The following is a 20,197-nucleotide window of genomic DNA, read 5'->3' as shown; positions in this document are numbered from 1 at the left end:
CGATTCGACCACTCCGATGGGTCAGAGGATCAGCATCGCGTCCCCGAAGCTGTAGAAGCGGTAGTGTTCCCGGATCGCCTCCGCGTACGCGCGGAGGAGGCGCTCCCGACCGGCAAACGCGCTCGCCAGCATCACGAGCGTCGACCTCGGCAGATGAAAGTTGGTGACGATCGCATCGACGGCCCCGAATCGATACCCGGGGGTGATGAACAAGTTGGTGCTGCCGCGCCCGGGGCGGACCGCGCCGTCCCCCCCGGCGGCGGATTCCAGCGCCCGGACGCACGTGGTACCCACCGCAACGACCCGGCCTCCCTGCCGCCGGGCGCGATTGATGGCCTCGGCGGCCGCCGGTGCGATCTCGTACGCTTCCGCGTCCATCTGGTGGCGCGCGATGTCCTCTACCTTGACCGGGCGAAACGTCCCGAGCCCCACGTGCAGGGTGAGGCACACGATGTCCACGCCGCGCCGCCGGATCTCCGCCAGCAATGCGTTCGTGAAGTGCAGTCCCGCGGTCGGCGCCGCGACGGCGCCCCACGCCCTCGCGTAGACCGTCTGGTAATCTAGAGGATCCGCGAGCGTTCCCGCAATGTACGGCGGCGTCGGCATCTCGCCGATCCGTTGCAAAATGGAGAGTGCGTCCCCTTCGTGCTCAAGCATGATCAGTCGGGTTCCGGTGGCCGTACGGTCGCCGACCACGCCTTCGAGCACACCGGGCGCGAACACCAGCCGCGCCCCATGCCGGATCTTGCGGCCGGGGCGGACAAGCGCCTCCCACATGCCACCTACCATCGAGCGCAGCAGCAGTACCTCGACCTGCCCTCCGGACGGCCGCCGGGCGCGGAGGCGGGCCGGCAGCACCTTCGTGTCGTTGAGCACGAGGATGTCCGGGGGCCGCAGATATTCCGGTAGATCTCGAAACCCCCGGTGGATGAGCCCCCCCGTTGCGCGGTGCAGGACGAGAAGCCGGGCGGCGTCACGAGGTCGCGCGGGGGTCTGCGCGATCAACTCCGGGGGCAGCGCGAAGTCAAAGTCTGATAGGCGCACGAGACACCGCGCCAGGACGTTCAAAACCGCCGCTCGATCGCGATCCCGGTGTAATAGTAGCTCAGGATTTGCTCGAACGTGTAGCCCTTGAGCGCCAGCGCCCGCGCACCCCACTGATCCAAGCCGACACCGTGGCCGGAGCCCCGCCCGGAAAATGCCACCTCCGAACCGTCCCGGGTCATGACGAACATCGTGCTCCGGACCACCCCCGGCCCAATCAGGAGCCGGAACTGATTGGCAGCGATCTCGTGGGGCCGGCCAGCCTCATCGGTCAGCCGCACGGTGATCGCCCGGCCCCAGGGCGTCGCCCGCCCCAACTCGATCCCGGCGATCCCGGTTATGGTGACCCCGCCGCGTCTCAGCCCGGTCTCGATCCCCGCGAGGGAGAGCCGGGCCGTCCACTGCCCGCCCGGAGCATCGAGCGCATACGGATCGGGGACACCCCGCAGGTACGGATGCGGGGTGCCCCAGACGTTCTCGCTGTCTTCAGTATGGCCGCCCGAATTCGAATGATAGGCCGCGAAGATGGGCTGCCCTCGGAACGTCATCACGATGCCCCGGGTCGCCTCCACGGCGGCGCTCGCCCCAGGATCCTCCCCTGCGGCCCCCAGGTAGATCTGCGAGTCGGTCGTGGCGCGCAGCGTATACCCTTCGCTCGCAAACTTGCCCCGCAGTGCGGCGAGGTTCTGGAGGGCCAGCGTCCGCGCAGCGACCGCCTGCGCCTTCACGGCCTCCGGCGGCCAATGCGGGTCGATCTCTCCCTTGATCACCCCATAGAGGTACCGCTCAAGATCGAGTTCGTTGATCGCGGTCAGCCGACCCGGACCGACGCGACGCACCTCGATCGACCCTCGGTACGGTTGCCCGTTCGCCCTGAGGAACCCGCTCGGGGTCGTGACCCGCACGGTGGAGCCAAACGCGGTCCCGGAAATCGCCATCCCGTCCGCCGTGGACTGGAACACCCAGGGTCCGCCGATGAGCGTCGAGGTACTCCCGCCCAGGACATCCGCCGCGATCAGCGGTCCGTCGGCCTCAATGCGAATGGACGGTTGGTCGAGGAGAATCCCCACGCGGATGATCGGCGGTTCGGTGGCGATCGCGGACATCGTGCCGCCCGCCGCCGCCAGCCCCAGGATCAACGTGACCACGACGGCGTGCCGGATCATCGCCGGGCGAAGAACACGTTCAGGAGCAGCGTGAGAAGGAGACTCAGCAACACGCTTCCCAGGACAGGAATGTAGAATGTGACCCCACGACGCTGGACGTAGATATCCCCCGGGAGACGCGGGAGCGCCCCCAGCAGCCAGATGAGCGCCCCGCACACCGCGATCGCCAGGCCAAACCCGATGAGGAGACGTCCGAGGGCCGGCGGCGTCACGCGAACAGCGCTCCCTGACCTCGTTGACTGCGATCCGGCGCGGGCACTCCCAGGTGCTCGCACGCCAGCGGGGTGACACGGCGTCCCCCTTGGGTGCGGGTCAGGAACCCGATTTTCAAGAGAAATGGCTCAATCAACTCGACGAGGCTGTCGACCTCCTCGTTGAGGGTGGCCGCGAGGGCGTCGATTCCCACCGGTCCACCGTTGTACACGTGGATGATCGTGCGGAGCATGTCGCGATCCTGACCTGTGAGGCCGAGCGGATCGACGCCTTCAAACTCGAGCGCCTCCTTGGCCACCTCGAGCGTGATCCGTCCCTGCGCCCGGACTTGTGCATAATCCCGCCCGCGCCGCAGCAGGCGGTTGGCGATCCGTGGGGTCCCCCGAGACCGCCGGGCGATCTCCTCGGCGCCCTCATCGACCACTTCGACGCCCAGAATCGAAGCGGACCGCAGCACGACGAGGGCCAGCTCTTCGATGGGATAGAAGTCGAGGTGGTGGGTGATCCCGAAGCGTTCCCGCAACGGTGAAGAGAGCAGCCCGGCCCGCGTCGTCGCCCCCACCAGCGTGAACGGTTTGAGGGTGTAGCGGAGGGTTCGTGCGTGGGCGCCCTTTTCGATCGTAAAGTTGACGCAGAAATCCTCCATCGCCGGATAAAGAAACTCCTCGACCGCACGGGGGAGCCGGTGGATCTCATCGATGAACAAGACATCGCCCCGGTTCAGGTTGGTCAGGATCCCCATGAGGTCCCCGCCCCGCTCGATCGCAGGCCCCGAGGTGGTGACGATGTTCGTCCGCATCTCGGCCGCGATTACGTTGGCGAAGGTGGTCTTCCCCAATCCCGGGGGGCCATGCAGCAGCACGTGGTCGAGCGCCTCTCCGCGCTCGCGGGCAGCCTGCAAACTGATCTTGAGGCCGCTCCTGACCCGCGACTGCCCGATGCACTCGTCCAGCGTGCGTGGTCTCAGGCTGCGAATGAACTGATCGTCATCGCCCGCCTCCGTGTCGCCCGCGGGCGGGATCTTCTCCTCGCCCTCTTGCCCGAGTACCCGCTCCCGCGTCACGTCAGCGCCCCCCGCTCAGCCCGATACACTTCTTGGAACAGCTCCTCCGCGGACGCCACGGCCGGGTTCCGTTCGAGCGCCCGCTCAACCATCTGTCGTGCCTCCACCGCCCGGTGCCCCAACTGGCCGGTGAGCACTTCGATCACCTCTTCGCGGAAGTCTTCCCCGATCTCCGCAGCGGCGATTGGAGACTCGGTCCGCAGCAAGGCGTACTTTCCCATCTTGCCCCGAAGCGCGGCCACGATCTTCTCGGCCGTTCGCTCGCCGATCCCCGGCAGACGCCGAAGGTACGCGATATCCTTCCGCTCGATGGCATCTGCGATCGTCTCGATTGGGTGGATGATCGCCTTCATGGCTTTCGCGGGCCCCAGTCCGTCAACAGTGATGAACAACTCGAAGAACTCCTGCTCGACCTCCTGCAGGAAGCCCACGAGAATCGGGCGGGGCTGATTGGCGGAGACGTGGTACGAGATGTGAAGCTCGACCGTCTCCCCGATACCCTGCAGCCTCCCCCGCAGGGTATCTCGGACAAACCCGGGCAGATGCACTTCATACCCCACGCCCCCACATTCAATCACGAGCATCTGCTCGAGGTGACGGAGGACACGACCTCGGAGGAACGCGATCACGCCGACCCTCGGAGATTTCGGCGGTGTCCGAGGGGCAGCCCCCGGCGGGACACCGCGGTCAGCGCCAGCGCCAGGGCGTCCGCAACGTGCGTCCCAGGCTCCTCGACCAGCGCCAGAAGGCGCCGCACCATTCGCTGCACCTGACGCTTCCCCGCCTGCCCGGAGGCGACCATCGCGTGTTTCACCGAGGCCGGAGGAATCGCATCGATCGGAATCCCGGCCTGTGCCGCCGCCAGCTGGATCACACCCGAGACCTGGCCCATCATGATCGCCGCGCGGGGGAAAGCGGAGTGGGCGAAAAGATCTTCCATGGCGATGAGTTCAGGGCGTCCCTCGGAGATGATCTCGACCAATCCACGATAGAGCTCGCACAGGCGGCTGGGGAGCGGTGCCCGTCCGCTGGTGCGAATGACCCCGGCTTCGAGGAGACCGGGACCCCGTGCCGATACCTCCAGAAGGCCGTATCCGGTCTGGCGCAGGCCTGGATCCACTCCGAGGATGCGCATCCCTGCTCCGTCTGATTGGCCGGCGAAAGGCCCGCGATCGAGTCGAACCAGTGTTCGCCGCCCCGGTTCTGTCTTCCTCCGGGCAGCGGATGTGTCGGCCGGGCTTCGAGACTCGCCTACCGGGCGAGGAAGAGGGGCTTGACCCCGTGCATCCGGAGGTAAATGGCCAGCTGGCCGTTATGGTAGAACATATGCGGCACGTGCCCGGCGACCATCTGCCCCTGCGGCATCTCGACGCCCCACGGAGTTTTGACGGTGCGCGCAGCCTCTTCATCGGACAAGCGGGCGAGCCCGGCAAGGAATCGATCGCCCGCCTGGCCCAGCGCGGCCAGCATCTGCGCCTTGCTCGTGTACTGTTCGGGCGGGAAGGCCATGACGCGTTCCCAGGTCGACCGGCCGATGTTCTCGCCGAACGTGACGCACGCGTTGCCCATGTGGAGGACGATCTCGCGGAATGAGCGGGTCTCGAGCCCGTCCGGCTTGATCCCCAGCCCTTCTTCGGGCATCGCTTCAACGTTCTTGCGGACGGTCCCCCAGACCAAATGAAACGACGGTTGCACAGTCTCCCGCAGGCCCATCGGCCGCTCCTTTCACCCGACCTGTTCGAGGACTTCGTCGGGGATATCGAAGTTGGCGTACACGTGCTGGACGTCGTCGTGGTCTTCGAGCGCTTCGAGGAGACGCAGCACCCGCTGCGCGTCTTTGCCCTCCACGGACACCGTCGACTTGGGCACGAGCGTGATTTCCGCTGAGCTCAGGGCATACCCGGCGGCTTCGAGCGCCTGCTTTACTTTGGCAAACTCTTCCGGGGCGACCGTGATCTCGTACTCGTCCGAGGTCACCTTCATATCCTCCGCCCCGGCGTCGACCGCCTTGGTGAGAACCTCCTCCTCCGAGGCGACCGCCTTCTTCATGGTGATGACACCCTTCTTCTCGAACAACCACCCTACCGACGCACCGAGGTTCCCCTCGGCCTTGGTGAAGATGTTGCGAATCTCCGAGGCCGTGCGGTTGCGATTGTCGGTCTGCGCCTGGACGAGCACCGCGACCCCGCCGGGCGCCATCCCTTCATAGGTCACTTCCTCGTACGTCGCGCCTTCGCCCCCGCCCGCGCCGCGCTGGATGGCACGCTGGATGTTGTCATTCGGCATGCTCGCTTCGCGCGCCCGGTCGACGGCCGCCCGGAGGCGCATGTTGGCCGCCGGGTCCCCGCCCCCCGCTTTCGCGGCGATGATGATTTCTCGCGCGATCTTGCTGAACAGCTTTCCCCGCGTCTGGTCGGTCTTGGACTTCTTGATCTTGATATTATGCCACTTGGAGTGTCCTGACACAGCCGATCCCTCACTCTCATGCGTTCCCGGCAGGCCACGGGGCGCGGCGATCCCTTCCATTATAATCTAATTCCGCCCACTTCCGGCGCGCAAGCGCCGGGAAGCGGCCCGGCTACTGCTCTTGGACGGAGAGGGTGGCGGAGGCGGTTTCCTGGTCGTCGATCGCGTTCACGGTAATCGTGAACGTCGCCCCGGCCGGTTTGATGGTGGGGTCGAAGAGGAAGGTAAAGTTTCCTTGGGGATCTACGGGAGCGTAGACATCGGCGACTTGCAGGTTGAGGAAGCCGCCGGTCATCTGGACCGAGATGTGGACGGTGGCTCCCGGACGAGTGGTCCCCTTGATCGTAAACGGTGCCGTCACCTGGGTCCGATCCCGCGGAGCCGTCACCGCCAACGGCAGCGTTGGGGGGGCAGACGGTGGAACCGACTGGGCCGGCGGAGCCTGTGGCGCGGGGGCACTCACGGGCGCAGCGGGAGCCGGTCTGGGAGCGGCGGGAGCGGGAGACGCTGGGGCGTGCGTGCCGTCACCGCTCTCGGGCTCCGTCCCCTTGATGAAGAGTTCGGTCCTGGCGTCCGCACAATCGGTGCCCGCGGGAGTCCCGGTCGAACCGCAGAGGCTGACCTCCACAACATTGGCAGGACGCGGCCAGTCCTTGTTGTCCCGGTGTGCCGTCGCCTGCTTCATGAACGTCGCCCAGATGCGGGACGGCAGACTACCGCCCACCACTCGATTCATCGGCGAATCATCGTCGTTTCCGACCCACACCCCCGTGACCAGCGTAGGCGTGAAGCCAATGAACCAGGCGTTGCGGTAGTCGTCTGCGGTTCCCGTCTTCCCCGCCTGGGGAATTCCAATGGCGGCCGCGACGCCGGTTCCGCGCTTGACCACGCCCTTGAGCAGATCGGTCATCACGTAGGCGACTTCGGGGCTGAGGACGACGGTGCGCTGCGGGACATTCTCCTCGAGCACCTTCCCTTTGGAATCGGTGACTTTGAGGACGGCCAGGGGGGTGGCCCGCACGCCGCCGCTCGCAAACACGCCGTAGGCGGAGGCCATCTCGAGCAGAGTGACATCGGAGGAGCCCAGCGTCAGCGAGAGCACCGGCTCCAGGTGACTCTGGATGCCCATCCGTTGTGCCGTCGCGATGATCGCCTTGGGGCCAATCTTTTCTTCGAGCCGGATCGTCGCGACGTTGATCGAGTTCTCGAGCGCATAGCGCATCGTGATCGAACCGTGCCACTTTTGGTCGAAGTTCTTGGGCTCCCAGACCTTGCCGCCCGGCAGGGGAAACGAGATCGGCTCGTCGTCGAGCATGGTCGTGAGCGGAAATCCGCGCAAAATCGCCGTCGTGTAGGTAAAGGGCTTGAACGCCGAGCCCGGCTGACGGTGCGCCTGCCACGCCCGGTTGAACTGGCTGGCTCGGAAATCGTACCCACCGATCATCGCGCGAATGTACCCCGTGTTGGGATCCAGGACCACCATCGCGCCCTGGCGCGCATTGAGGTGCTGCTGCGTGCCCTCGTCGAGCCCCTGCCGCACCGCCGCGTCCGCCTCCGCCTGCATCGCCAGGTCCAGCGTGGTGTAAATACGGAGGCCGCCTTTGTACAGCACTTCCTCCCCGTACCGTTGGAGCAACTGGGGAAGGATGTAGCTGACGAAGTACGGCGCCCGAATGCCGACGAACCCCATGTTCCCCTTCTCAATCAGGTGAATCGGCGCGGACTGAGCCAGCTGCATCTGCCTCGGGGTGACGTCCCCAAGGTCCACCATCCGCTGGAGGACTTCGGCGCGGCGGATCTTGGCCCGGTCGAGATGGTCGTAGGGAGAGTAATAGGACGGAGCCCGGATCAGCCCGGCGAGCAGGGCGCTCTCTGGTAACGTGAGGTCCTTGGCCGGCTTCCCAAAATATACTTCTGCGGCGGCTTCGACCCCGTAGGCGCCTTGCCCAAAGTACACCTGGTTGAGATAGCGCTCCAGAATCTCATCCTTGGTCAGCCGGCGCTCGATTTGGACCGCGAGGAGCATCTCGGCGATCTTGCGGCTGAGCGCCTTCTCGTTTGTGAGAAACAGGTTGCGGGCGAGCTGCTGGGTGATGGTGCTGCCGCCCTCGGCGAGACCACGTTCGCGGACGTTCCGGAACGATGCGCGAAGGACACCTCGAAGCGAGATCCCGTGGTGGCGATAGAAGGCGGCATCCTCAGTGTCGATCACGGCGCGGCGGAGGACCTGCGGGATCCTGTCGAGCGGGACGCTGGCGCGGTTCTCCTGGTACAGGCTCGCGATGAGCTGGCCGTCGGCTGCGTACACGCGGGTGGCCTCGCTCGGAGGACTGTAGAGCGCGTCCACGGACGGCAGATGGCCATTGATCGCAAGCGCAGTGCCGACCAGCACGCCGACCACAGCCAGCACCAGTGCGAGGCCCGCGACGAGCGCCACAGCCGCGTACGGCCAGAGATCATGGACGCGCCGGCCGATTTTGGCTGGAGGCCGGCCGCGGTTTCCGGTTCGGGATGGTCCCGCAGGCGGGTGGGTCACGGCATGCACCCGGCGACGATAAATGCAGCGATGATCGCGTCACACTCCTTCGCTGTCAACTTCAGTATACCCCGTTCCCGGAGAGGACGGCAAGGCAAAGGACCGGTGACCGCTACGGGAGAACCAGCATGTTCATGTCTGTCGCCGCGTCCCGCCTTACGCCATTCATCACAAACGTGCTCGAGCGAGTGGGGGTTCCCCCGGCGGAAGCCAGGACGGTCGCCGATACCCTGGTCGAGGCCGATCTCCGAGGCGTGCATTCCCATGGGGCGATGCGGCTGCCCAACTACGTGCAGCGCATCCAAGCCGGGTTGGTCCGGGCCAAGGCCCACGTCGTGGTCGCGGGCGAGGGCCCCGCGTTTGCGCAGATGGACGCCCACAACAGCCTCGGACAGGTGGCCGGTGTGCAGGCGATGGATCTCGCCATCCGGAAAGCCCGGGAGAGCGGCGTCGGGGCGGTCGGCGTGGCGCACTCGACGCATTTCGGAGCCGCGGCCTACTATGTGATGCGCGCGGCAGCCGAGCAGATGATCGGCGTCGCCATCACCAACACGCTTCCGCTGATGCCCCCTGTCGGCGGTGCCGCTCCGGTGGTCGGCAACAACCCGATCGCCTATGCAATCCCCGCGGGCCGTCACCGGCCCGTCGTCCTGGACATCGCGACGAGCGTCGTCGCACGCGGCAAGATCCAGCGGGCGCAGGGACGCGGAGACCGGATCCCCCTCGGGTGGGGCGTCGATCGCCATGGAACGCCTACCGAACAACCCGAGGAGGTGATGGCGGGAGGCATGCTTCTCCCCGTCGGATCCCACAAGGGATTTGGCCTGGCGATGATCTTCGACTTGTTGTGCGGCCCCCTGACGGGGGCGGGATGGTCCGCCGGCATCGCCGGCTTGGCGCTGCCCGAGCATAACCGCCCCCAGGACGTCGGGCACCTGTTCATGGCCATGGATGTTGGACGATTCCGCTCCTTCCCCGCCTTTCTGTCGGACGTGGATCGTTACATCGACACCGTTCGCAGCACCCCGCGCGCCCCGGGCGTCGAGCGCCTCTATGTACCTGGGGAGATCGAGTTCGAGATGGCCGACGCGCGCCGGCAGGAGGGTATCCCACTCGATCCCCATGTCATCAAGGGCCTGGACGGACTGGCCAGCGAGTTTGCCCTTGATCCCGTCGGGTAACGCGTTCGCTTCAGATGGTGCGGCGGGGGCCGGGATATGATCCCGGCCCCCGCCGCTTGAGGACCTTGATGGTTCAGTGATCTCGGGGCAACGTCTACGCTAGCGTAGGATCATATGTCCGGTCGCCCAGAGAAGTAGACCGCCGAGCAGCAGCAGCGCGATCCACATCGTATGTCCCTCCTTTGCGGGTCCCGCCTCGCACATCTTCCAGGCCCGCAATCGACTCTAACGGATGAGTGCAGGATGTCGCAGGGAACCACCCGGTCGGGAAGGGGGGTATTCGACCCGGTATCCCCCCCACGACATCCCGAGTTAGTTCTACCCCCACGGCACACGGTCTAAACCTCAGCCGGCCGGCCCTCAAGCGAGACCGAGGCGGGCCAGCCAGGAGCCAGACGCCCCCCGATCCCGACCCCGCTCGACGGGGAAGTTCCCTGTGATGGACATTACACCGGCGGAGTGAACCGGTTCATCGCTGCACACCTTGCTCATGCGTATCATGCAACTGACGAAGGGAGGGGGCGATTATGCTGCAGGTTATCGTAGCACTGGCTCTTGTGCTCGCGTTCCTCGGTCCCGCGCTGGCTGCGTGTGCGGATGAGGAGTCAGGACGCGACGGCCACGCTCCACTACTCTGAGGTGGGTTGATGGGAGGAGTACATGCGTCAAAACGTCAATCTCCCTACATATAGATATGGGAGGCGGACGATGAACTTTGTGCGTGTCTACGACATCCTCAACGCGGCCCGGCAGAGATTGTTTGGATGGGTCCGACCACTCAGTCAAGAGGAGTACACTCAGCAATTTCCGTTCGGTCTCTATACACTCCGCGGGACGCTGATCGAGATTGCCCGGGTCGAGCACTTTTATGGCAAACGCCTACGGGAGGAGCCCCTCCCCACCTGGGACGACTACCCGATCAGCGAGACCCGACAGCCCACATTCGGAGACCTCGAAGGCGTATGGACGGCCCTGGCCGGGGAGACCCGGGCCACCCTCGCCGGAATCACCGACTGGAACCACACCGTGACGCGGCGGATCGATCAGGCGGACAAGATTATTGTCACCACGACCACGAAAGCCGACCTTGCAACGCAGCTTCTCTTCCACGAGGTTCACCACCGCGCCCAGGCGATGGCGATGCTGCGGCACCTTGGCGTCGAAGCGCAAAATCTCGACTACGTCCAATTCGCCGCGAAACGGGAGGAGTTCCCCAAGGACGCCCTCCCACGGGGCTGACCGCAACGACACCATTCGTCGAGCGGGCGACGGCAACGATGAAGACCCTGCGAGTCGCGGCCGTCAGCATGAACGGGTACTTGGGCGAACCACAACGCGTTCTGGCGGGCATCGAGGACTGGTGTGAACGCGCGGTCGCGCAGCAGGCAGAATTCGTGCTGTTCCCGGAGCTGGTCATTCACGGTCATTGCACCCCGAACACGGCCACCCTGGCGGAGGCTGTTCCAGACGGACCGAGCACGCAACGATTGATCACGCTCGCTCGTCAGCATCGCGTCTTCGTTTGCGCCGGTCTCGCGGAGCGGGAGCGCGACGTTGTGTACAACACTCAGGTACTGGTCGGCCCGGAAGGCTATCTTGGGAAACAACGTAAGTTGCACATGTCGCGTGACGAGAACCGGTATTACCGGGGTGGGCAGGACATCAACGTGTTCGACATTGGCAAGTGTCACGTCGGCATTGGGATCTGTTACGACAATGAGTTCCCCGAGGTGACGCGGATTCTTGCGTTGCGTGGCGCAGAAATGCTCCTCATGCCCCACGCCTCCAGAGATAAGATGTGGGAAGACACTCCCGGCAGTGAGGCCGAGGCCCGGCGTTACATGCACGATCACTATTTGCCGTTTGCGATGCGCGCCATAGAAAACGCCTGCTACGTGGTGTTGGCGGACCAAGCCGGGCGCGCAGGCTATGTGGATCATTATCCCAGAGACCACCCCAACCAACCCCACCACCCGGGAGCAGCGCTGATTTTTGGCCCTGACGGTTCGCTGCTGGCTTCATCGCAAACGGAATACATCCGCGACGAGATGATCATGGCTACACTGGATGCCGCCATGCTCCAACAACAACGCGAACATCCGAATTACCATATTCGAACCCGCCGGTCCGACCTCTTCGGAGAATTACTAGGAGGACAGCCCCTAGGCACTCGCCACGTGGGTGGGTCTAAGCGGAAGACATAGCGCCCATGAGTCAACCGACTCTCGATAAGGTTTGACCTTACCCATGAGAGCGACGTCCCCAAGCCGTCATCACGATGAATCCCTGCGACACGAAGTTTGATGAATCGAGAAGCGCAAGGTATGCTTCGATTTCTGTCTCTGTTGCTAAGTGGGCGTTCACAATGTCCTTGCTTAGCTGCTCGACCGAGAGCCGCTTCCAGCGAGTCTCCACGGTACCAGCGTGGAGCAGAGGTACGCGCCCCTCAGCATGAATGTCGGTGAGTCCGAGGGCGCGGAGAAATCCAAACAGGTGGCGCCCGCAGTATACGTGGCCTCGTGCGGCCATCACCCGATCTTTTCCTTGCTCTATCTTCATGAAGAGTGCCTTGGTTGCAGCATCCGTGGGGGATAGAAGAGCAACCGAGCTGTTGTCTCCGTCCTCACAGAGCAGCCAGCCCCCAGGTTTGAGCGCAGACAGCATCCGCCGCAGTGCCTTCTCACGTTCTCGTATGTGCCCAACCACCAGTCTTGAAAGCACCAGATCGAATTTGCATTCCGGAAGATCATCGGAAACGATATCGTGGTGATGAACATCAAGATTGGGGACGGTCAGGAGCTCAAGGAAGCGGGTATCCAGGTCGGTCGCCATGACATATCCGTTTTGGCCCACGCGCTGGCACAGCCACTCTGCGATCGAACCACCGCCGGCGCCGACCTCCAGACAGTGCCAGCCTTCCCCGACGCCGAGCGCCTCCAGATGCCGAATTGTACCAGGATCAAGAAGGTGCTCAAGTCCACAGAGCCGCTGCCGCGCGTGCGTCCACGCATTGTCGAACGCGTACTTGCCCAATGGCGCGGAGTTGTCCGGTGGGTTCATCGGGATACCTCCATGTTAGAACGCGCAACTCATCCCATTTCGGGTCATCGTGCGCATCCGCGATCGCCTTGCCAGGGTCACACTGGCTTGTGGCCCCACGCCTGAAACGAAACACCGGAAAGTTGAAAGGTCTCGGGATTTTCCAGGTGCTTTCTCAGTGCCACCAGGAGCTCGGTGAGTTCGGCATCTGAGAAAAGCCCGCGGGCGACAAGCTTCTCACGGATGTTTTCCGAAAACTGGATCATCTGCATTCTTCGAGGGTGACCTACAGGCCACTCATTAACGATCACATCTTGAGTAACTTCCACCAGCCCGGCACCACGCATGAGCCGGGCGAGGCGCCGCCCGATGGTGAAATCTTGGCCATCTTGGAGGCGGACTGCCTGGTGTGCCTCGCTAATGCGCGTCCATGCCGGATGCGCCGGGTAACACAGCCAAGACACAGAGTCCCATTCCCAAACAGCGACCACCCCACCGGGGCGGACCAACGCGACCATTGCTGCGAGGATTTGCTCGGGCTCAGGCACATTCACCAGCACGAGCCTAGCGTGGACAAGGTCGAAGGAACCTCGGGGCAGCTCCGTGGCCCGCGCATCTCCCTGAATGACCTCAACGTTAGTGAAACCGTGCTCAGCAACGAACGCTCGTGCCAGCGCCACGGGCCGTGGGTCACGCTCAAGGCCCACAACAGTTCCGGTCGGGCCGACGAGATCCGCCAGCACGTGCAAGACTCCCTGGGGGCCACACCCTACGTCGAGGACCCGCCAGCCTCGCTGAATCCCTGCGTGCTGAAGATGCTGGCGTGAGCTCTGCTCGAGTTCTACGGCCTGGAATTGTAGCCGTGCGTGCTCAGCGCTGCTTTGACCAAGGAAGTAATCCCTTTGCTCTGTCACGGTGCACCATGTTCCAAAACCAGCGTATGAGCCGGACTTTCCATTTTTGCTCCTGGACTCCTTCCATCGCAGGAGCCCCACCTTAAGCGACGAGTGCCGAACCTGTGGGCGGATGCCAAGATTGATCGTGCACGGCCTGGGGGAGCGAGTGTTCGGAAATGTTGCAAAATATGGTGGGCCCTCGTGGACTCGAACCACGGACCTCACCCTTATCAGGGGTGCGCTCTAACCACCTGAGCTAAGGGCCCGCTGCTTCCTCATACTATCCAAACCGGTGCGGCACGTCAATTCGAGCGGTGCGGTCGATGGCTGAAGTCTATCGGCCCACGGTGCGGGCCCACGCCGCGGGCGCGATCTGCGTGTAATGGTGCCGCGCGAGACGCTCACGCAGGGCCGCGTCCACCGGATAGTACGGTTCCTGCTGATGCCAGTAGTCGTTCAACAGAATATAGTCGAAGCGCTCGCCGTCGATCGCCTCGCGGACGTCGCCCAAACCCCCGACGATCGAGATCCACGCCGGATCGCCCCCAGCATAGAACATGGTCTGGGGAGCGTCCACGACCGTCCGTCCCTTGGGAAAGTGGGCGACCACCTTGGCGGAATAGAACGGCGAGGGGTCGAGCGGCGGAGGATGCGCCGCCGTCATGCGGGCGAGCCGGTCGGTCGTCGAATCCCAGAGGTCGTAGGCGGCCGGGAGCGCCATGAGGACCGCGAGACCGACGATCAACGCGCGGCTGAGCGCCCCGGCCGGCCGCCGCCGCGCGAGCGGCACCCACAACCCCAACGCCGCGGGGACGCTTAAGAGGTAGGTGGCCGGAAGATCGTAGTACCGGTTGTTCAGCGCCGAGTACGGTGCAGCGAAATACAGTAACACCCACGAGCAGCACCAAAGGCCGAGGCCCCTCAGGCGCGCGCGCCATCGGATCGCCGCCGGGAGGCCCAGCAACAAGAGCACGAACCCGGTCGGGAACAGGTGGGTCCCGACCATGAGCGGAAGCTGGATGAGGACCTCCTTGAGGCCTCTGAGATCCCAGTTTCGTTCGTAGAACCCCGCCAGCGTCCGGCCCGTCAGCTTCCCGTGGACGATCCACGCCACGCTCGGAATGAGCGTCAACGCGGCGAGCGCCGCCGCCGCACCGAGCGCGACGAGCGTCCGCCGGGGGCGCGCCGGCCACCACAGCGCGACATAGGCCGGGTACGCCAGCACGGTTGTGAACTTGAACCAGACCGCCAGCGTGGCGAAGATCGCGGCGGCGACGATGTCGCCTCGGCGTCCGCCGTTCCGGTACCGCAAGATTTCGACGCCCGCGGCGAGGGCGCAGCAGATGCTCGGCGTGTCGAGCTGGACGTTCTGCGAGAAGTACACCGTTTCCGGGAACGTGGCGACCAGGCCCGCCGCGAGGAACGCGACCTGCTCGCTGGCCGTGAGCCGCCGGACAAAGGCGGCCACGAGAGGCACGGCCGCGATGCCGAAGGCGGCGATCGGGAGACGCGCGGCCCACTCGCTGATCCCAAACGCCTTGAACGAGAGCCAGATGAGCCACGGGACTCCCGGCGAGAACGTGTAGTCTACTCCGAGCTCATTGTGCTGCGATGACAACCCATACCGGTCGAAGTTCAGCGCGATCATCGCGTAGTGCCCCTCATTCCATGCGGTGGCGATGACGCCGTTGAACGGCCGGGTGAGGTGCGCAAGGCGCAGCGCGGCCCCGATGACGACGATCACGAGCACGCCCCACAGATACACGCCGGGGGGCAGGTGACGCCCCTCCCAAGGCGCCGAGGCGGTAGGCGGTCCGGCCGGTCCCGCACCCCGCGATGGAGCGTGCAGCGGACTCATACGGTCGCCAAACGTGACGAGCGCAGCGTCGGTGGGGCTACTCGGTGAGGCGAACCCGGGCGAACCGGCGGCGGCCCACCCGGACCAGAGATCCATCGTGCACCGCCACATCCACGTCTTGGTTGATGCGCTTGCCGTCTAGGGTGACCCCCCCCTGGCTGACGAGCCGGCGAGCTTCGGCATTAGAATCCGCCAGACCCAGCTCGACGAGCAGGTGGATCAGGCGGACCATGCCTTTGCGCAGGCGATCCCGCGGGAAGTCCACCTCGGCGATCTCCTCCGGGAGCTCGCGGGCTGCGAACACGCGCTCGAACTCCGCTTCCGCGCCGCGCGCGGCGGCGTCCCCATGGTAGGGTGCGGTGATCTCCCGCGCGAGGCGCTTCTTGACGTCGCGGGGATGCAGTTCCCCGGAAGAGAGGCGTGCGGCGATTGCCCGGACCTCGTCGAGCGGCGCGAGCGTGCAGTACTCGAAGTACGGGATCATGAGCTCGTCCGGCAGCGACATCACCTTCCCGTACATCTCGTTGGGCGGATCCGTGATCCCGATCGCGTTGCCCAGGCTCTTGCTCATCTTCTGCACACCGTCAAGCCCGGGGAGCAGCGGGGTAAGCACCACGACCTGGGGGTCCTGACCGAGTTCGCGCTGCAGCTCGCGCCCCATCAAATTGTTGAACTTCTGATCGGTTCCGCCCAGCTCCACGTCCGCCTCGATCGCCACCGAGTCGTACGCCTGGCAGAGAGGGTAGAGGAGCTCGTGGAGGTGGATGGGTAGTCGTTCGGTGTAGCGCTTCGCGAAGTCGTCGCGCTCAAGGATGCGGTGGACCGTGGTCCGGCTGGCCAACGTGATCACATCGTAGAACTTCATCGGGCCCAGCCATTGACTATTGAACACGACGCGCGCGCGCGATGGATCCAGAATCAAACTGTACTGGTCACGATACGTCTTGGCGTTCTGCTCGATTTCCGCGGGGGAGAGCGCCGGGCGGGTCTCGGACTTGCCCGACGGATCCCCGATGAGACCGGTAAAGTCGCCTATGACCAAGATTGCCTCGTGCCCCAGGTCCTGAAATTGCCGCAGTTTCTGAAGCACGATTGCGTTGCCGATATGGATATCAGGCGCCGTGGGGTCGAGGCCAAGCTTGATCCGGAGGGGGCGCCCCAAAGACAGCTTGGCCAGCAGCGCCTCTTCGGAGATCACCTCGATGGTCCCGCGCTTGAGCACCTCGAATTGCGCGCGGGGGCTCAATGCCGTCATGCGTGTGATTATAGCATCAGCGCCCGGCCCTGTCCGTGTGCTCGGCGCGCGGTGTGGAGGATGGGCTTATTGGTGCGCCAGATCCACGATCGTTGCCCCGCTCCCTCCCTCCGTATCTCCCCCGAGCCGGAACGAACCGACCTCGGGATGCCGAGAGAGATGCTCGTGTACGACCTGGCGCAGCGCGCCCGTGCCCTTGCCGTGCACTATGGTGACGCGCGCCAGCCCGGCCAGCGTGGCATCGTCCAGGTATTTGTCCAATTCGGCGATGGCGTCTTCCGCCCTGTGACCCCGGAGATCGAGCGTGCCGGTGACGGCCAGCGCCTTTTCCAGCCCAGGTGTGCTCGGGGGCTGCTGCGGTAGCGAGCGCGCCTCGGCGGGAGGGAACAAGCGCAGATCGCCCAGCGGGGCCCTCAGCTTCACCGTCCCGACCTGCAGTTCGACCTCGCCGTGCGCGTCGGGGGCGGTCTGCACGGTGCCCCGTTGGTTGAGGGGCACGACCAGGACCGCGTCTCCGGGGCGGAGGTCCCGCGGAGGCACCCCCGCCGGCGCGGGGTGCCCCTGTACCGCGTACGCCTCGGAGGCCTTCGTCAGTTCGCGAAGGTGGAGCCGCGCGCGCTGCACCGCGTCCTGCGACGGATGCGCGCGGATCTCGGACAGCAGGGCATCCAGCTCCCGCCGGCCCCGGCGTACCAGCGCGGCCACCTCCCCTTCAGCCCGCTCAAAGATCTGGCGGTGCTCGGCATCGAGCCGGCGGGCCTCCTCCTCGGCCTGTGCGCGCGACCGTTCGATGCCGCCGCGATCCCGCGCAAGCGCCTCCCGCTCTCGAACGAGCGCCTCGCGCTCTGCCTCCACCGATTGAAATACGGAGGTGAGATCGGCATCGCGGCGCGAGACGGAACTCCGCGCCTGCGCGACGATCCTCGGGTCCAATCCCAGCCGTTCGGCGATCGCGAAGGCATTACTCCGCCCGGGTGTCCCGGTGAGCAGCCGGAACGTGGGGCGCAATGTCGCCTCGTCGAACTCGACGGAGGCGTTCTCCATGCCCGGATGTGTATACGGCATGGCCTTGAGCTCGTTGTAGTGGGTGGTCACGACGAGGCACACGCCGAGCGCATGAAGCGTCTCAATCAGCGCTCGGGCGAGGGCGACGCCCTCGGTGGGGTCTGTCCCGGCCCCCACCTCATCGAGGAGAACGAGAGCCCGTGCCTCCTCCGGCGGATCGTCTGCCAGGGCGCGGAGGATCTCCACGATCGCCCCAAGGTGTGAGGAGAACGTCGAGAGGCTCTGCTCGATGCTCTGCTCGTCGCCGATGTCGGCGTAGATCTGGGGAAACACCGCCACCTCGCTCTCGGGGGCGGCGGGGATGTGCAACCCCGATTGGGCCATGAGCGTGAGGAGGCCGATCGTCTTCAGCGTGACCGTTTTTCCTCCCGTGTTCGGGCCGGTGATGATCAGGCTGCGGAACCGGCCGCCGAGCTCCACGTCGATCGGCACCGCCTCCCCCGGGAGCAGCGGATGGCGGGCCCGGCGGAGCTCAATCCGGCCTCGGGCGTTGAGCCGAGGAGCCGCCCCCCCGAGATCGGTGCTGAGACGGGCCTTGGCCGCCACGAGATCGAACACTCCAAGGAGGTGGAGTGTTGCGGTCAGGTCATCGGCCGCCGCGCCGACGGCGCCGCTCAGCGCGGCGAGTATCCGCGCCACTTCATCGCGCTCCGCCGATGCGAGCTCGCGGACGCGATTGCCGAGGGGGACGACCGCGAGCGGCTCCATGAACACGGTGACACCGCTCGACGATTGATCGTGGGCCACTCCGGGAAACTGGTTGCGGAACTCTGCCCTCACCGGGACCGTGTACCGTTCGCTGCGAATCGCGATCAATGGGTCCTGCAGCATCCGGGCGATCGCGGGCGAGCGGAGCATCTCGTCCAGCCGATCGCGCAGCCGCCCTTCGGCGGTTCGCCGCTCCCGCCGGAGGCGGGCCAGCTCCGGGCTTGCGCCGTCGAGGATCTCGCCGTCCGGACCAATCGCCTCGCCGATGGCCTCCTCGAGATCGGGCAACACGACAAGGTCCTCAACCATCTCGGCGAGGAGCGGCGCCTCCTTCCGTCGGGCCGTCACGAACCCTTTGAGCGTCCGCGCCACGACGGCGGTGTCCCGGATGTCGAGGAGATCCTTGACCGCAAGCACACCGCCGATCGCGGCCCGGTGGACCGGTTCCCGCACGTCGCGGATGCCCTGGACGGGAAGCCCGCCCGCCATCTCCGCGAGCGCGCGTGCCTCGGTAGTCTCCTGCTGCCCCCGCTCAGCATCCTCCAGCACCGGAGACGGCCGCAGCGCGGCGGCGGCTTCGCGACCCAGGAGTGACGCACAGCGCGCAGCCACCCGCTCCTGCATGGCCGAGAACTCGAGCACGCGAAGGGAGCGGGGCGTCACGAGACGCTCACGCCGTTCCCGAGGAGGTCGAGGCATGCCGGCGCGAGATCGGTCAGATCTCGCAGCCGTTCGGCAACTAGTTCCCGCTGTGCCCCCACGAGGAGCGCGGGCACGGGGTTATGCGTGTGCCCGTCCGTCCGCTCGTCTTCAAGGTTCCCGTGATCGCTGGTCACGAGCACGAGGGTGTCGCGCCTATCCGTCGCGTCGAGGACCGCACCCAGAAACCGGTCGAGCCGTTCCACCACCCCGATGCGGTCATCCAGGCGGCCGTGCCCCGCCAAGTCGGTCTGAAAGAACTCGAACAGTGTGAACGCCTGATCGCGGGCAAGCCCGGCGAGGTTGCGCCCCGCTTCCTCGGGGGCAATCAGGGGCACGGCATGCCCCCACTCCCGGAGCCGCGCATTGGTGAGATCGTGACACACGGCCCGGCCGGCTCGGACATCATCCACGTCTCGCAGGCGCACACCCGCCTGGAGCGCATTGAGCGCGATCGCCGCGTGCCGCAGCCGACGCGCCGCGACCGCGGCGAAGTACTCGGGGCTGTAGGCGTTGGCGAGCGCGGCCCCGATCTCGAGCCGTTGGAGCCGCGTAAACAACCCGCACTCCTCGAGCAGCGTCCGCAACACCTGCGTCGGGTACGCGGTCACGTGATGCCCGACGCGCGCCGGGGCATTTTCCCCCGTCAGCAACGCGACCTGCCCCGTCGCGCTCTGCGGGAAACCCGGCACCCCCAGCTGCGCATCGAGCGGCACGAGCACGGCCTCCTCGGTACGCACAACTGCGCGGCCCGCCAGCGGGCCGCCGAGGAGCCGGTGGAACGTTGGCGTCTCGGCCCGGACCAGCGGGTTGGTGGCAGGGTCGAGATCACCCAGCCCCACACCGTCCACAAACACCATCAAGATCCGCACCGCCCGCATGATACCATAAACGGCCACCAACGACGCGATGCCGGAAGCGGCCCGAAGGGGCCGGATGAAGAGATGAAACGGGCGGCGGGCGGGCCGAGGAGCACCCCGGCGGCCGAAGGCGTCACCCACTTTACGG

At 65.6% G+C, this 20,197-nt stretch carries 18 protein-coding genes and 1 tRNA gene; 3 read left to right on the top strand and 16 right to left on the bottom strand.

The window, feature by feature from the left end; genetic code table 11:
• Window positions 1-21: 21 nt before the first annotated feature.
• The 9 genes from queA to VFP86_05695 form a co-directional block, all read right to left on the bottom strand.
• Window positions 22-1,044 carry a tRNA preQ1(34) S-adenosylmethionine ribosyltransferase-isomerase QueA gene (queA, locus tag VFP86_05735; protein ID HET8999128.1) on the bottom strand — a complete coding sequence of 341 codons (1,023 nt, stop codon included), beginning with the start codon at window positions 1,042-1,044 and terminating at the stop codon, window positions 22-24.
• A gap of 20 nt (window positions 1,045-1,064) precedes the next feature.
• On the bottom strand, window positions 1,065-2,210 hold the full coding sequence (locus VFP86_05730) for a SpoIID/LytB domain-containing protein (protein ID HET8999127.1): 1,146 nt from the start codon (window positions 2,208-2,210) through the stop codon (window positions 1,065-1,067).
• On the bottom strand, window positions 2,207-2,422 hold the full coding sequence (locus VFP86_05725; protein ID HET8999126.1) for a DUF2905 domain-containing protein: 216 nt from the start codon (window positions 2,420-2,422) through the stop codon (window positions 2,207-2,209). Before VFP86_05725 ends, VFP86_05730 begins: the two co-directional genes overlap by 4 nt.
• Window positions 2,419-3,444, bottom strand: coding sequence for a Holliday junction branch migration DNA helicase RuvB (ruvB, locus tag VFP86_05720; protein ID HET8999125.1), 1,026 nt, complete (start codon window positions 3,442-3,444; stop codon window positions 2,419-2,421). The genes VFP86_05725 and ruvB overlap by 4 nt, the downstream gene beginning before the upstream one ends.
• A gap of 38 nt (window positions 3,445-3,482) precedes the next feature.
• Window positions 3,483-4,115, bottom strand: a complete 633-nt coding sequence (gene ruvA / locus VFP86_05715) for a Holliday junction branch migration protein RuvA (GenBank protein ID HET8999124.1) — start codon at window positions 4,113-4,115, stop codon at window positions 3,483-3,485.
• The gene (gene ruvC / locus VFP86_05710) at window positions 4,112-4,621 is read right to left on the bottom strand and encodes a crossover junction endodeoxyribonuclease RuvC (protein HET8999123.1); all 510 of its coding nucleotides are present in this window, start codon (window positions 4,619-4,621) and stop codon (window positions 4,112-4,114) included. Before ruvC ends, ruvA begins: the two co-directional genes overlap by 4 nt.
• Before the next feature lie 116 nt (window positions 4,622-4,737).
• Entirely contained in the window at window positions 4,738-5,199 is a 462-nt protein-coding gene (locus tag VFP86_05705; GenBank protein HET8999122.1) for a DinB family protein, read from the bottom strand.
• 12 nt (window positions 5,200-5,211) lie between these two features.
• Window positions 5,212-5,952, bottom strand: coding sequence for a YebC/PmpR family DNA-binding transcriptional regulator (locus tag VFP86_05700; protein ID HET8999121.1), 741 nt, complete (start codon window positions 5,950-5,952; stop codon window positions 5,212-5,214).
• A 112-nt stretch (window positions 5,953-6,064) separates the two neighbouring features.
• Window positions 6,065-8,488: a penicillin-binding protein 1A gene (locus tag VFP86_05695; GenBank protein ID HET8999120.1), complete on the bottom strand. Its 2,424-nt coding sequence runs from the start codon at window positions 8,486-8,488 to the stop codon at window positions 6,065-6,067.
• Window positions 8,489-8,616: 128 nt separating this feature from the next.
• Between VFP86_05695 and VFP86_05690 the strand changes: the two genes are divergently transcribed.
• From VFP86_05690 to VFP86_05680, 3 genes are all read left to right on the top strand, one after another.
• Window positions 8,617-9,669: an Ldh family oxidoreductase gene (locus VFP86_05690; GenBank protein HET8999119.1), complete on the top strand. Its 1,053-nt coding sequence runs from the start codon at window positions 8,617-8,619 to the stop codon at window positions 9,667-9,669.
• Window positions 9,670-10,377: 708 nt separating this feature from the next.
• Window positions 10,378-10,908 carry a DinB family protein gene (locus VFP86_05685; GenBank protein HET8999118.1) on the top strand — a complete coding sequence of 177 codons (531 nt, stop codon included), beginning with the start codon at window positions 10,378-10,380 and terminating at the stop codon, window positions 10,906-10,908.
• A gap of 38 nt (window positions 10,909-10,946) precedes the next feature.
• Window positions 10,947-11,873, top strand: coding sequence for a nitrilase-related carbon-nitrogen hydrolase (locus VFP86_05680; GenBank protein HET8999117.1), 927 nt, complete (start codon window positions 10,947-10,949; stop codon window positions 11,871-11,873).
• A gap of 37 nt (window positions 11,874-11,910) precedes the next feature.
• On the opposite strand, the gene VFP86_05675 is transcribed toward VFP86_05680, so the two are convergent.
• The 7 genes from VFP86_05675 to VFP86_05645 form a co-directional block, all read right to left on the bottom strand.
• Window positions 11,911-12,729 carry a methyltransferase domain-containing protein gene (locus VFP86_05675; protein ID HET8999116.1) on the bottom strand — a complete coding sequence of 273 codons (819 nt, stop codon included), beginning with the start codon at window positions 12,727-12,729 and terminating at the stop codon, window positions 11,911-11,913.
• Between the two features lie 77 nt (window positions 12,730-12,806).
• Window positions 12,807-13,622: a methyltransferase domain-containing protein gene (locus tag VFP86_05670; GenBank protein HET8999115.1), complete on the bottom strand. Its 816-nt coding sequence runs from the start codon at window positions 13,620-13,622 to the stop codon at window positions 12,807-12,809.
• Window positions 13,623-13,793: 171 nt separating this feature from the next.
• A tRNA-Ile gene (locus VFP86_05665) sits at window positions 13,794-13,870 on the bottom strand.
• Window positions 13,871-13,938: 68 nt separating this feature from the next.
• A complete protein-coding gene (locus tag VFP86_05660; protein HET8999114.1) occupies window positions 13,939-15,558 on the bottom strand; it encodes a glycosyltransferase family 39 protein in 1,620 nt (539 codons plus the stop codon).
• Window positions 15,500-16,717 (bottom strand): tyrosine--tRNA ligase, encoded by a 1,218-nt coding sequence (tyrS, locus tag VFP86_05655; GenBank protein ID HET8999113.1) that lies wholly within the window; start codon window positions 16,715-16,717, stop codon window positions 15,500-15,502. The genes VFP86_05660 and tyrS overlap by 59 nt, the downstream gene beginning before the upstream one ends.
• Before the next feature lie 66 nt (window positions 16,718-16,783).
• Window positions 16,784-19,153 (bottom strand): endonuclease MutS2, encoded by a 2,370-nt coding sequence (locus VFP86_05650; GenBank protein HET8999112.1) that lies wholly within the window; start codon window positions 19,151-19,153, stop codon window positions 16,784-16,786.
• Window positions 19,150-20,190 (bottom strand): metalloenzyme, encoded by a 1,041-nt coding sequence (locus tag VFP86_05645; GenBank protein ID HET8999111.1) that lies wholly within the window; start codon window positions 20,188-20,190, stop codon window positions 19,150-19,152. The genes VFP86_05650 and VFP86_05645 overlap by 4 nt, the downstream gene beginning before the upstream one ends.
• Window positions 20,191-20,197 lie beyond the last annotated feature (7 nt).

Source organism: bacterium (genome assembly GCA_035703895.1).
Lineage (GTDB): Bacteria > Sysuimicrobiota > Sysuimicrobiia > Sysuimicrobiales > Segetimicrobiaceae > Segetimicrobium.
This window is presented reverse-complemented; position numbering and strand designations above follow the sequence as displayed.